The sequence below is a fragment of the Kitasatospora sp. NPDC088861 genome (genome assembly GCF_044750105.1).
Taxonomy (GTDB): Bacteria; Actinomycetota; Actinomycetes; order Streptomycetales; family Streptomycetaceae; genus Kitasatospora.
This window is the reverse complement of record NZ_JBIVJF010000002.1, coordinates 407,753-420,304: the sequence shown is the minus strand read 5'-3', so window position 1 is coordinate 420,304 and position 12,552 is coordinate 407,753. Positions and strand designations below refer to the sequence as shown.

10 protein-coding genes are annotated in these 12,552 nt (G+C 74.9%); 3 read left to right on the top strand and 7 right to left on the bottom strand.

The window, feature by feature from the left end; genetic code table 11:
• Nucleotides 1–91: 91 nt before the first annotated feature.
• Nucleotides 92–634 (bottom strand): hypothetical protein, encoded by a 543-nt coding sequence (locus ACIP37_RS05675; protein WP_363589385.1) that lies wholly within the window; start codon nucleotides 632–634, stop codon nucleotides 92–94.
• A 178-nt stretch (nucleotides 635–812) separates the two neighbouring features.
• Between ACIP37_RS05675 and ACIP37_RS05670 the strand changes: the two genes are divergently transcribed.
• Nucleotides 813–2,900 (top strand): BTAD domain-containing putative transcriptional regulator, encoded by a 2,088-nt coding sequence (locus ACIP37_RS05670; protein ID WP_363633750.1) that lies wholly within the window; start codon nucleotides 813–815, stop codon nucleotides 2,898–2,900.
• Nucleotides 2,901–2,957: 57 nt separating this feature from the next.
• On the opposite strand, the gene ACIP37_RS05665 is transcribed toward ACIP37_RS05670, so the two are convergent.
• Complete coding sequence (locus ACIP37_RS05665; protein ID WP_363633749.1) at nucleotides 2,958–3,611, bottom strand: TetR/AcrR family transcriptional regulator C-terminal domain-containing protein; 654 nt, start codon at nucleotides 3,609–3,611, stop codon at nucleotides 2,958–2,960.
• 70 nt (nucleotides 3,612–3,681) lie between these two features.
• On the opposite strand from ACIP37_RS05665, the gene ACIP37_RS05660 reads away from it, so the two are divergent.
• Entirely contained in the window at nucleotides 3,682–5,133 is a 1,452-nt protein-coding gene (locus tag ACIP37_RS05660; protein WP_363589391.1) for an FAD-dependent monooxygenase, read from the top strand.
• Between the two features lie 135 nt (nucleotides 5,134–5,268).
• On the opposite strand, the gene ACIP37_RS05655 is transcribed toward ACIP37_RS05660, so the two are convergent.
• Complete coding sequence (locus ACIP37_RS05655; protein WP_400803009.1) at nucleotides 5,269–6,147, bottom strand: alpha/beta fold hydrolase; 879 nt, start codon at nucleotides 6,145–6,147, stop codon at nucleotides 5,269–5,271.
• Nucleotides 6,148–6,282: 135 nt separating this feature from the next.
• Nucleotides 6,283–7,506 carry an FAD-dependent monooxygenase gene (locus tag ACIP37_RS05650; protein ID WP_400803012.1) on the bottom strand — a complete coding sequence of 408 codons (1,224 nt, stop codon included), beginning with the start codon at nucleotides 7,504–7,506 and terminating at the stop codon, nucleotides 6,283–6,285.
• Between the two features lie 317 nt (nucleotides 7,507–7,823).
• Here ACIP37_RS05650 and ACIP37_RS05645 point away from each other — a divergent pair, with 317 nt between their 5' ends.
• Nucleotides 7,824–9,077, top strand: a complete 1,254-nt coding sequence (locus ACIP37_RS05645; RefSeq protein ID WP_363628416.1) for an MFS transporter — start codon at nucleotides 7,824–7,826, stop codon at nucleotides 9,075–9,077.
• Between the two features lie 49 nt (nucleotides 9,078–9,126).
• Here ACIP37_RS05645 and ACIP37_RS05640 read toward each other — a convergent pair whose 3' ends face one another.
• From ACIP37_RS05640 to ACIP37_RS05630, 3 genes are all read right to left on the bottom strand, one after another.
• Nucleotides 9,127–10,005: a helix-turn-helix domain-containing protein gene (locus ACIP37_RS05640; RefSeq protein ID WP_400803016.1), complete on the bottom strand. Its 879-nt coding sequence runs from the start codon at nucleotides 10,003–10,005 to the stop codon at nucleotides 9,127–9,129.
• Between the two features lie 113 nt (nucleotides 10,006–10,118).
• Complete coding sequence (locus ACIP37_RS05635; protein WP_363628414.1) at nucleotides 10,119–10,961, bottom strand: class I SAM-dependent methyltransferase; 843 nt, start codon at nucleotides 10,959–10,961, stop codon at nucleotides 10,119–10,121.
• Nucleotides 10,958–12,547, bottom strand: coding sequence for a 4-hydroxyphenylacetate 3-hydroxylase family protein (locus tag ACIP37_RS05630; protein WP_400843326.1), 1,590 nt, complete (start codon nucleotides 12,545–12,547; stop codon nucleotides 10,958–10,960). Before ACIP37_RS05630 ends, ACIP37_RS05635 begins: the two co-directional genes overlap by 4 nt.
• Nucleotides 12,548–12,552: the final 5 nt, after the last annotated feature.

The following is a 12,552-nucleotide window of genomic DNA, read 5'->3' as shown; positions in this document are numbered from 1 at the left end:
GGGGTTTTCTGGGGGGGGGGGGGGGGGGGGGGCCCCCGGGCCCCCCCCCCCCCGCCCTTCTGCCGGCAGTCCCGGAGGTTCCAGGCGCCGGTCAGTTCCAGGGGTTGGCCGCCTGGTCGTTGATGGCCGTCCAGAACCGCGTGTTGTTGGGGATGTTGCCGTAGGCCCAGAAGGTCCAGCCACCGGTCTGCGCCAGGTCGGACCCGAAGTGGCCGTCGTGGAACTCGGCCTCGCGCCAGCCGGCCCCGAAGGAGGCCTGGCAGAGGCTGTCCGCCGCGGCCCGGCTGTTGAGCCGGGCGCCCTTGACCGGCTGGCTGAGGGCGACGGTGCCCTGTGCCCAACCGTTGTAGAAGCCGATGCTGATCCCGGACGGGGCCGGGCTGCCGTCGACGTTGAGGCAGAGCACGGGCAGCGAGACCGACGGCGCGGTGTCGCCGTTGTAGGCGTTGCTCGGGCTGCCCCCGGGGCCGCCGACCTGGACAGTGCCCTCCGGGCCGTAGGCGACGACGGACCAGGTCATCCCCAGGTGGGTGCCCGGTCCGGTGGCGGCCTCGGCCGGGGCCGCGGACAGCGGGATCAGGGCGGCTGCGGCGACGGCGGTCGCGGTGGCGACGACCTTCTTCAGACGGTTCATCAACTGCTCCTGGTTCGAGGCGTCTCGTCAGGCGACCGGCTCGTTTCGGCCGGTGCACAGCAAAGGTCTCAACCGGACGCACACAACTGGCATGATCTGGTCATTGATCCATCACCGCCCGTGCCCATCCACGCGCAGCGACGGTCCGGCCCGGCCCGCGGATCCCAGGGAGGGACACTTGGAGTTCAGGATCCTCGGCTCGCTGGAGGTGTGGACCGGCGACGGGAGGCGCGTCCCCTCCGAAGGCTCCCGGCAGGAGCGACTGCTCGCCGCCCTGCTGCTCAACGCGGACATCTCCGTTCCCGTCGCCCGTCTGGTCGACGCCGTCTGGGACGAGCGGCCACCGGCCACCGCCACCCGCCAGGTCCGCAACCTCGCCGGGGTGTTGCGGCGCCGCTTCGCCGAAGCCGACCCGGACGCACCGCCGGTGCTGCTGACCGACGGCCGCGGCTACCGCATCACGCTCACCGGCCACCGCCTGGACGCCCGCGCCTTCACCGACCGACTCGCCCTCGCCCGCCGCGAGGCCGCCGCCGGACGATCCCCGGCGGCGGTCGACGGGCTCCGCGAAGCGCTCGCCCTGTGGCGCGGCCCCACACTGGACGGACTCGCCGTGGACGCGGACGCCCCGGGCGCGGTCGCGCTGGACGAACTGCGACTGACCGCCTGGGAGGAATGCCTCGATCTGGAGCTCGCCCTCGGCCGGCACCGCGCGGCCGTCCCCGAGCTGACCGCGCTGGTGGTCGACCACCCGCTCCGGGAACGCTTCACCGGACAGCTGATGCGCGCACTGCACGGTTCCGGGCGCGCGCCCGAGGGGCTCACCGCCTACCGCCGGTTCGCCGAGCGGCTGGCCGACGAACTCGGGCTCGACCCCGGGCCGGAGCTGCGGGCGCTGCACCTGGAACTACTGGCCACCGAACCGGTCCGCCCCGAGGCGGCGCCGACCGCAGCGGCCCCGGTGGCCACACCCCCCGTGGCCGCACCCCCCATGGCGGCACCCCCAGCGGCCGCACCCCCGGTGGAGGCGCCGCCGCCCGCCCAACTCCCGCCCGCACTTCCCACCTTCGTCGGACGCGGCACGGAGCTTCGCGTCCTGGACTCGCTGCTCACGACGCCCGCGACCGGTGCCACCGGCGCAGCCGTCCCCGTGTGCGCGCTCTCGGGCCCGGCCGGGGTCGGCAAGACCACCCTGGCCGTCGACTGGGCCCACCGCGCCCGGGACCGGTTCCCGGACGGCCAGCTCTACGCCGACCTGCACGGCTACTCCGTCGCCGCGCCCCTCGACCCGCACACCGTCCTCGCCCGCTTCCTGCGCGCCCTCGGCGTGCCCGGCGACCGGATCCCCGCAGCGCCGGACGAGGCGGCCGCGCTCTACCGCTCCCTGCTGGCCGACCGCCGACTGCTCGTGGTCCTCGACAACGCCCGCGACGCCGAACAGGTCCGCCCGCTGCTGCCGGGTGCCCCGGACTGCCGCACGGTGGTCACCAGCCGCACCCGACTCGACGGCCTGACCGCCCGCAACGGCGCCCGCCCCCTGGTGCTCGATGTCCTGCCCGCCCATCAGGCCCTCCGCCTCCTGGCCCGCATCGCCGGCGAGCACCGCACCCGCGCCGAGCCGCACGCCGCGGCCGAACTCACCGCCGCCTGCGGCCGACTGCCCCTCGCCCTGGCCATCACCGCGAGCCGCCTCGCCGCCTTCCCGGGCCGCAGCCTCGCCGACCACGCCGCCGAACTCCTCGACGCGGAACACCGGTTGAGCGCCCTACAGATCGACGGTGACGCCACCTCGGCGGTCCGCGCCGCCTTCGACCTCTCCTACCGCTCGCTCCCCGCCGAGGCCCGATCCCTGCTCCGGCTGCTCGCCCTGGCCCCGGCCGTCGGCGTCAGCTCCGGCGCGGCAGCCGCCCTGACCGACACCCCCACCGCCGCCGTCCGGCCCGTCCTCGACCACCTGGCCACCGCCCACCTGCTCACCCACGAGGACCGCCACCGCTACCGGCTCAACGACCTCCTGCGCCTCTACGCCGCCGAACGCTGCACCGCCGAGACCGGTACCGCCGAGCGCCGCGCCGCCCTGGAACGCCTCAGCTCCTGGTACCTCCACCACGCCGACTCCCCCACGCCGCCGCCCTCCCCTCCCGCCGCGGACCACCCGTGGAGCCGGGGCCACCACCTGATCGGCCTCCACCTCGACGAATGGGTCGAGGTGGACCGCCTGGCCGCCCTGGCCGCCTGCGCGGCGCAAGCGCCGGACGCCCCCTGATCCCGGCCCCGGCCTCCTGATCCCGGGCCCGGCCGCCGACCCCCGCGGTCCGTACAGCTACCGCACGAGCAGCGTCGCCTCGACGCCGGCCAGGACCGCCACCAGGCCCTGCTCGAAGCCCTGGTCGAAGTCCTGGAACATCACCCGGCCGGCTTCGGCGGCGAGCGGGTGGGCGGCCAGCCGCTCGGCCCGGGCGTCCAGGTCGTAGCCCTCCTCGCCGTCGAAGGGGTTGGGGCCCATGGCCTGCTCCTCGATGACGTAGCCGATCGTGTAGCTGTACGCCGTGTACCAGGCGCGGGCCGCCGCCTGCGGGGTGAAGCCCGCCCCCGTGAGCAGGAGCAGCCCGGCTTCGAGCCCCGCCGCGTACGAGGTGTCGGTGAACCGGGCTCCGCTGTAGACCCTGGCCCCGTCGCGGTAGCGGAGCAGTTCGGCCCGCAGCCCCCGCATCGTCGCCAGGTAGGCCTCCCGCCAGTCCGCCGCCGGGGGGATCCGGGACGGACCGGCGGCCGCGCGCCGCATCATCTCGGTCGCCATCTCGTCGAGCAGCGCCTGCTTGTCCTTGAAGTGCCAGTACAGCGCCGGTGCCTTGACCTCCAGCGCGGCGGCGATGGCGCGCAGGGTGAGGCCGTCCAGGCCCACCTCGTTCAGGAGTGTCAGTGCGGTGTCGACGACCGTCCGGCGGTCGAGCTTCGGGGTTCTCTGCGGCGTCACGGTTGACAGCTTAACGACGTTAAGTGCAGTCTTCCAGCAGCGACCACTTAACAACGTTAAGGAGATGCTCATGGCCACCCGCGCCACCGACCCGCACACCGACGTCCTGATCGTCGGAGCCGGACCGACCGGCCTCGCCCTCGCCGTCGACCTCGCCCGGCACGGCATCACCGCACTGCTCGTCGAACGCGAGAGCGGGCTCTTCCCCGGCTCCCGCGGCAAGGGCCTCCAGCCCCGCACCCTGGAGGTCCTGGACGACCTCGGGGTACTGGCCGACATCCGCGCCGCCTCCGGGCACTACCCGCCGAACCTGTTCTGGCGCGACGGCGAGCCGCAGGACGAACGCCGCATGTACGAACCGACCGAGCCCTCCGAGGCCGAGCCCCACACCGAGACGCTGATGCTGCCGCAGTGGCGGACCCAGCAGGTGCTGCACGACCGGCTGCGCGCCCTCGGCGGTTCGGTCGCCTTCGGACGCGAACTGGTGGGCCTGGCCCAGGACGCGGACGGCGTCACCGCCGAGTTCGCCACCGGCGCCCCGGTCCGGGCGCGGTACGCGGTCGCCGCCGACGGCGGACGGTCGGCGGTCCGCAGGCTGCTCGGCATCGGCATGACCGGGCAGGTCGTCGACCCGGACCCGATGCTGGTCGCGGACGTCCTGGTCACCGGCCTCGACCGCGACCACTGGCACGTCTTCCCGCCCAGCGACGGCGCCGCCGGGCGCGGACCGCTCGGCGGCCTGCTGGCCCTGTGCCCGCTGCCCGGCACGGACGAGTTCCAGCTCGTGGCGCAGTACCCGCAGGACACGACCGTCGACGCGTCCCTGGACGGCATCCGCGACGTGGTCGCCGCCCGCTCGCACCTGACCGCCGAACAGGTCACCGGAGTGCGCTGGGCCTCCGAGTTCCGGCCGCGGGCGGCCCTGGCGGACCGCTTCCGCGCGGGCCGGGTGTTCCTCGCGGGCGACGCGGCGCACGTACACTCCCCCGCCGGCGGGCAGGGCCTCAACACCAGCGTCCAGGACGCCTACAACCTGGGCTGGAAGCTGGCCGCCGTGCTCGGCGGCGCGGCCCCGGACGCCCTGCTCGACACCTACGAGGAGGAGCGCCGCCCCACTGCGGCAGCGATGCTGGACCTGTCGACCCGGGTCCACCACGGCGAGGCCCGCCGGGGCCGGGCGACCCAGCAACTCGGCCTCGGCTACCGGGAGTCGTCGCTGGCCGAGGAGACCCGCCCAGCCCTGCCGGAGGGCGCCCTGCGGGCCGGGGACCGCGCACCGGACGGGCGCCGGGGTGGCGTCCGGCTCTTCGACGCCTTCCGCGGACCGCACTGGACCCTGCTGGCGGTCGGGACCGAGTCCCCGCTCCCGCAGACCGCCTGCCCGGTGGTCCGCATCCCGGACTACGAGGCCTACGGCACCGGCGTGTTCCTCATCCGCCCCGACGGATACGTGGGCTGGGCCGGGGCCACGGCGGACGGCCTGACGACCTACGCCTCCCGGTACGGCGCCCTGCGCCGCTGACGCCCCGGCCCGCCCGGGCCCCGGCCAGGGCTCGGACGGCCACACCTTCCACCTCGGCGGCAACACCTACCCCGGCAGCGTTCCGGGCACTGTCGCCAGTCTGGAGATCATCAAGAACTGACGAGCCATCAAGTCCTAGACAGCTGAGATACCTTCGACGATCCGGCGGATCTCCCGCGCCAGGGCGTCGGGGTCGCTGGTCGGCACCATGTGGTCGGCGTCGGCCGCCAGTACGTGGCGGCCGACCTCGGCCCGGCCGACGCGGTGGGCGTGCGAGGCGTTCACGGCCTCCCGGACCTTCGGGCCCATGCCGGTCGAGGTCCGGGCGGCCGAGACCACCGTGAGCGGGATGCCGCCGAGGGCCGGCGGGTTCTCCTTCATGGCGGTCAAGTCCGCGACGACGGAGCCGAGTTCGGCACCCCTCGTGCGGATGGTGGAGACGGTGAAGCCCTCCTCGCGCATCTCGGCCGCGGCGTCCGCCGGCAGGGCGTCGAGCATCGGGCGGAAGGCCCGGGCCAGCAGGCCGGTGCGGGCCAGCAGCATGCTGACCGCCTGCCCGATCCGCTCCTGGCGGCGCACCGAGGGCGCGAACACCAGGTCGCAGGACTCGTCCGTCGGGTCGGCCAGCACCAGGCCCGCGATCCGCTCGGGGCGGGCCGCGGCGGCGATCCGGACGATCGGCCCGCCCCAGCTGTGCCCGACCAGGACGAACGGCCCGTGGCCGAGGCCGCCGAGGTGGTCGAGCAGGTCGTCGAGGTCCTCGGCGAGGCGGCGCAGCGGGCGCGGCGCCGGATCCGGCGCGCTGCGGCCGAGCCCGCTGCGGTCGTACGCCACCGTCGCCGCGACCCCGTCCAGCCTGAGCTGCACCGGCGCCCAGTACGAGCGGCTGGAGGCGAGCCCGCCCTCCAGCACGACCGTCGGCACGCCCTCGCCGCCGGGCCCCGGCCGCCGCATGTAGAACAGCTCCCGGCCGTCCCGTGTCCGCGCCCGCCCCGGCTCACCCTGACTGTGCATCCCCGGCACCGCCCTCACCCTCGACCGTCCATCAAGTTTGGTTAGCCTAACCTCACTTACCTGGTGATCGCGACCACCCGTGGCCGACCTGCGGGGCGGCGGGGTCGGCGGGGGCGGCGGGGGCGGCGGGGTCGGTCAGTACTCGGCCAGGTCGAAGACCGTGGCCGCGCGGAAGGCCTCGCCCAGCTCGGGGCCGGGCCGGTCGAAGCCCTCGACCCCCTCGGAGTCGGCCTCCGTGGTCTCGAACCGGCCCCTGGTGTGGTCGAGGATGGCCTGATTGGCCGCCACATGGCCGCGCAGCCGCTGCTCGTAGGCCTGGTAGGCGGCCTCGTGGTCGCCGTCGGCCGCGTGTAGTTCCCCGGCCAGCACATAGGCGGCGGTCAGGGCCACGCTGGTGCCCTGGCCGGTGGCCGGGGAGCAGCAGTACCCGGCGTCGCCGAGCAGGGCGACCCGGCCCTGCGACCAGCGGTCCATCCGGATCTGCGCGACCACGTCGTAGTGGAAGGCGTCCCCCTCCCCCAGGGACTTGAGGAACTGCGGCACCTCCCAGCGCATCCCGGCGCAGCGCTCGGCCACCAGCCGCCGCTGCTCCGCGAGGTCGCGCGGCAGCAGGTCCCCGACCGGCTCGTCGGACGTGAAGACGGCGAAGACGCGCAGCTCGCTGTTGTCCCGGACGGTCATCGCCATGCAGCCCCAGGCGGCCTGGCCGTTGGGCTGGTGGATGACCTCCCAGTGGTCGAGGCCGAGGTGGTTGGGGGCGCTCCAGCCGGCGATGTAGATGCTGGTCGGGTGCAGGTAGTCGGCCTCGGGGCCGAAGACCAGGCGGCGGGTGTTCGAGTGCAGGCCGTCGGCGCCCACGACAAGGTCGAAGGACTGCTCGTCGCCGCTGGTGAAGCGGACCTGGACGCCCTCCTCGTGCTGCACGAGGGTGTCGATCGACTCGCCGAACCGGTACCGGACGCCGGGCCGGGCCGCCCCCGCCAGCAGGGCGGCCAGTTCGTCGCGCAGGATCTCCACGTCCGGGCCGTCCACGGCGCCCCCGGTGGCCGTCCACTCGGTGGTGCGCTTGAGCTCGCGGCCGTCCGCGTCGACCAGGGACATGCCGCGCAGTCCGGTCCTGCGGGCCCGGACCTCCTCCAGGAGGCCCATCCGCTCGATGATCTCCAGCGCGTTGCCCCGCACGTCCACCGCCTGTCCGCCGCCCCGGAGTTCCGGGGCGCGCTCGACGACCGTGACGTGGAAGCCGTAGCGCTCCAGCCAGTAGGCGAGGGCGGTGCCGGCGATCCCCGCCCCGGAGATCAGGACCGAGGTCGTGCGCGAGTGGTGCGGTCGGGCGCTGTTCGACATGGTGCTCGACATAGTGGACCTCCCGTGAGTCGATGTCGTGCCGCCAGTCTCGCCACGGCGGCCGACAGGTCGCTCACAGGACGCTGACACGACCGACGAGCGACCGCCGGACCGCCGACAGGCCACCGACAGGCCACCGACAGGCCGTGGCACCGGCCGGGCCAGGGCGGCAGCCTGTGACCTGGGGTCACAGGATGACCGCCTGTCTGGCTGGCCGCGAGGGCCGTCCGCAGGATGGCCGCATCGGACTCCTGCCCTCCCGTCGCGGCCGCTCGCGCCTGCCGTCCGAAGGCCCGGCCGCTCCCTCGCACGACAAGGTGGTGATCGCTGTGAGCAGCATCTCCGACCCTCCCCGACCCGAACAGGCCGAGGACGTCCCGCCCCTGGCGCCGGCCCAGGCCTTCGAACGGTGGCGCTACGCGGGAGTGTTCCTCCTGCTGTTCCTGTTCGGCACGGAGACCTTCCTGGTGTCGCCGCTGCTGCCGACCATCGCGGACTCGGTGCACACCACCGAGGCGGCCGCCGCCTCCAGCGTCACCGCCTACGTGCTGGTGTACGCCGTCGCGGCGCCCTTCCTCGGGCTGCTGAGCGACCGGTTCGGCCGCCGCCGCACCCTGGTGGCGGGCACCGTGCTGTTCGTCGTGTCCAACGCGGCGGCCGCCCTCTCCACCGGGCTGACGCTGCTGGTCGTCTCCCGCGCGGTGGCCGGGCTGGCGGCGGCGGCGGCCGGGCCGGCGATCTGGGCGCACATCGCCGAGACCGCGCCGGAGGCGGTGCGCGGCCGGGCCCTCGGCCTGGGCATGGCGCTGTTCTCCTGCGGCCAGGTGATCGGCGTGCCGCTCGGCGGCTTCCTCGCCGGGCTGGCCGGCTGGCGGTCGGCGTTCTGGGCGCTGACCATCGGCACCGCGGCGGCCGTGCCGCTGCTGCTGAGCCAGGTCCAGCGCCGTTCGGCGCAGGCGGACGCGCCGCAGGTGGGGGCGGTCCGGGCGATCCTGGCGGGCTGGGCCGACCCGACGCTGCGCCGCGCCCTGCTGGTCAACACGGTGTTCAACACGGCCAACCTGGGCGCCTACACCTTCCTCGGCGCGGTGCTGGTGCAGCGCTTCGACCTGTCGGTGCAGGCCCTGGGCCTGGTGGGCGTGCTGGTCGGCGCGGGCAGCCTGGTCGGCTCGCTGCTGGGCGGCCGGCTCGGGGACCGGGCCAGGACCGCCGGGCGCTCCGACCTGCCGCTGCTGCCGCTGTGGGGCGTGCTGCTGGCGGCGGGCGTCGCGCTGGCGGCCAAGGGGCCCGGCCTGGTCCTCGCCCTGGCCGGCGTGGTGGTGTGGTTCCTGGCCTCCGGAGGCTTCGTGACGGACCAGCAGACGCTGGCCGGCACCATCGCCCCGGAGCTGCGGGCGACCTCCAGCGCGTGGCTGACCTCGACCATGTACGCGGGCACCGGCCTCGGCGCCTGGGCGATCGGCACGTTCGGCAACGTCGCGGACGGCACCCTGCTGATCGGCACCGGGCTCGCGCTGGTGGCCGCCCTGGGCGCGCTGGCGGTCAGCCTCGGCCTGCGCCGGTCCACCGCATCGGGCACCTGAGGCCCCGCCGGAACGGCCGGGCCGCCCCGGGGGACCGGCGACCGGCGGCTCAGCCGACCCGGCGCTCCCCCTCCACGCCGCCGACCGCGCGCAACGGATGATCGACCAGTTCGGTCATCCGCGCCCGGTCGGCGGCGCCGTGCGGGGTGAACAGCAGCACCGTCGCGGTCGGGTCGTCCACCGGGTGGAAGGACGACAGCGTCAGCCGGACCGGGCCGAGCCCGGCCGGCTCGACGGTGACGGTGCGGACGGTCAGCTCCGCCACCGAGTGGCAGCCCCACCAGTGCCGGAACTCGGGCGCGTCCTCGTCCAGGTGCCGGTAGACCTCGCCGGTGCGGGGGTCGGCCAGGGCGGGGCCGGCCTGCGCCCGGAACTGCTGGAAGACGTTCATCGCGAGCGGCTCCCAGTCGCGGAACACGGCCCGCACCCGGTGGTCGGCGGCCATCACCCACATCAGGTTGCGCCGGTCCGCGGGGACGAACTCGGGCGAGCCCCAGAGCGCGGCCCAGGCGGCGTTCCAGCCGAGCAGGTCGAAGTGCCGGTCGAGCAGGACGGCCGGGCTGGTGGGCCAGGAGTCCAGGACCGGCCGGATGGCCGCGGCGAGCCGGTCGGCGCCGTCCTCCGAGGCGGCGGCCGCCGTCGGCTCGTGGTAGCCGGCCAGGCGCATGGCGTGCCGCAGCCCGGCCGCGTCCAGCCGCAGCACCCGGGCGATCGCCTCCAGCACCTGCCGGGAGGCGGTGACCCGCCCCTGCTCGACCCAGGTGTACCAGGCCAGGCCGACGCCGGAGAGGGAGGCGACCTCCTCGCGGCGCAGACCGGGGGTGCGGCGCCGGGTGGTGGCGGTGAGGCCGACGTCGGAGGGCTTGAGGAGCTCACGATGGGCGCGCAGGAAGGCGCCGAGTTCCCTGCCTGCGGGGGGAGTTGACACGGTTGGCTCCTCGGCCCTGGTCGGTGCCGTCGAATGCGGGGGGTGTGGGCTGCCACCAGCGTAGACGCAGCCCGCCGCCCACCCCAGGGGTGAGCGGCGGGCTACACATGTTGTTAACGAGACGTCAGCTGCCACAGCCGGACGGGCATGTGGCTGACGTGGCCGCGCTCCTGCTGCCGGCGCCAGGCGCTCTCGCCGACCGCGCGGAAGAAGGCGGGCCGCTGCTGCGCCGGCACCGCACGGCTGTAGTAGTCGCCGAAGGTAGCGGCGTGGAAGTGCTCGTACTGGGCGGCGCCGTCGACGGTGACCACGGCGTCGCGCTCCAGGTGGCCGGCCACCGCGAGGTGCGGGCCCACCACCGCCGCGAGCTCGTCGACGGTCCTGGTCCGGGTCGCGATCGGCAGCACCCCGGCGCGCTCCAGGACGCCGGGCACCTCGTCGTACGAGGTGCCGAGGGCGACCAGGGCCTCGCGGACCAGCTCGTCCTCACCGCCGAGGCCGCGCTCGTCCCGGGCCGGGTGGTAGGTGGTGAGCAGGAAGCGACCGCCGGGGGCGAGGTGGGCGGCGGCCCAGGCGAAGATCCGTTCCTCGTCCGGGTACAGCCAGTGCAGCACCGAGGTCTGGGTGATCACGTCGGCCCGGAACGGCAGCGGCTCGGGCACGGTGAGATCGGCCCGGTGCAGGGCGACCCGCTCGCCGTAGGGCTGGAGCCGGGCGGCGGCCTCGGCGATGCGGTGCTCGGAGCGTTCCAGGCCGACGGCGCGCCGCAGGGAGGGGAAGCGCTCCAGGGCCTCCTGGAGCAGCTGGCCGATCCCGCTGCCGAGGTCGATCAGGGACTCGGGGGCTCCGGTGACCTGGTCGAGCACCCAGTCCCGGTCCTGGACCTGGCGCAGCCGGCTGGCGTCGGCGTACCCCGCGAGGGTACGGGCCTGGATCTCGACGGCGGACGTGCTCACGGCTGGTTCTCCTCCACGGTGGACGGCTGTTCGGTGGACGGCTGTTCGGTGGACGGCTGCTCGGTCGGCGGCTGTGCGGCGGACGGCTGTGCGGCGGCGGGCTGCTCCGCGACGCCCTGGTCGACCAGGTGCAGCAGCCGTTCGCGGGCGGCGCTCTGGTCGTAGCGCTTGAAGAGGTTGATCCGGTTGCGGGCCAGGTCGCCCCGGTGCACGTACTCGTAGAGGTCCTGGCGCTGGCCGAAGCCGTCGCCGGTCAGCTCCCAGGCGATCCGGAAGAGCCGGGCCTTGCGTTCGGCGTCGATGTCCCGGCCGCGCATGTAGCGGTCCAGGTGCGGGCGCAGCCGGGGGTTGGCGAGGTCCCCGGCGGTGGGCTGGATGAGCAGCCCGGAGGCGCCGATCCTGCGGACGATCTCGACCGCGCTGCCGGCCACCTCGGCCGACCAGACCCGGGAGGCCGCCGTGTCGCCGGGGGCGAACAGGCCGCCGTCGGTGAGGCCGCCGCGCGCCTCGGCGGCGTCGAGGAAGTACTCGGTCAGTTCGGCGTACCCGGCGAGGCGGCCCAGGTCCTCCTGGATGTTGCGGAAGCCGTCCACGCCGATCGACTCGGCGACCAGGGTGGCACTGGCCAGCAGGGTCCGCAGCCGCTCGCGGTAGCGGATGTGGCCGACGTAGGCGCTCCAGGCGTTGATCCGGCCGAGGCCGGTGCGCGCCAGGTTCGCGTCGCGCAGCAGGAAGACGCGGTCCCAGGGCACCAGGACGTCGTCGAAGAAGAGCATCGCGTCCTGCTCGTCGAACCGCGCGCCGAGCGGGTGGGCGTGCCCCCAGGAGGCGCTGCCGAGCGGTTCGCGGGCGAGGGTGATCAGGCCGGGGGTGTTGAGCGGCAGGGCGAACCAGGTCACGAACTGCTCGCCGCGGCCCTCGGTGAACGACGCCGAGAGGTAGACCAGCACCTCGTGGGCGATCGGGGCGAGCGTGGTGAGCTGCTTGGCGCCGCGCACCACGATGCCCCGGTCGTTCTCCTCCACGACGCGCAGGGCGAGGTCCGGGTCGTCCAGCGGGTTGGCGGAGCGGTCGATCTGCGGGTCGCCGAGGGCGTGCGAGAGGACCAGGTCGTTGCTCGCGCAGTACCGGTACCACGCCTCGGCGTTGGCGCCGAAGCGCGGATCGGCCCCGGCCAGCCGGTGCCGGAAGTCGTAGACGCCGACGGCGATCGAGGCCATGAAGGCGGGTGAGCGGCCCTGCTGCCCCAGTGCCTCGGCGTGCCACAGCTCGGCGCTGCGGCGCTGGAGCCGCAGGTCCTCCAGGGTGCGCGGGGGCTGGTAGGCGCGGGCGAGCCGCAGGCCGCTGTCCGGGTCCTCCCAGGTGAGCAGGTCGCGGTGGGCCGGGTCGTGCTGGAGGTCGATCAGGCGGGCCAGTTCGTCCACGGCCGGGCGGAACGCGGGGTGCTCGGCGGGGTTCGCGATGCGCTTGCCGTCGAGGTAGAGCTCGCGGCCGTCGTCCAGTTCGGCCCGGTACCGGTCGCCGGTCAGCAGGCCGCGGGCGGTGGCGGGTGCGCCGCGGCCGGTGATGGTGCCCAGCAGTGTCATGCGCC

Bases quoted from the DNA above. Each gene is read 5' to 3' on its own strand.
- ACIP37_RS05650 (WP_400803012.1), bottom strand. From the start codon at position 7,506: ATGTCGAGCACCATGTCGAACAGCGCCCGACCGCACCACTCGCGCACG.
- ACIP37_RS05630 (WP_400843326.1), bottom strand. From the start codon at position 12,547: ATGACACTGCTGGGCACCATCACCGGCCGCGGCGCACCCGCCACCGCC.
- ACIP37_RS05660 (WP_363589391.1), top strand. From the start codon at position 3,682: ATGGCCACCCGCGCCACCGACCCGCACACCGACGTCCTGATCGTCGGA.
- ACIP37_RS05675 (WP_363589385.1), bottom strand. From the start codon at position 634: ATGAACCGTCTGAAGAAGGTCGTCGCCACCGCGACCGCCGTCGCCGCA.
- ACIP37_RS05655 (WP_400803009.1), bottom strand. From the start codon at position 6,147: ATGCACAGTCAGGGTGAGCCGGGGCGGGCGCGGACACGGGACGGCCGG.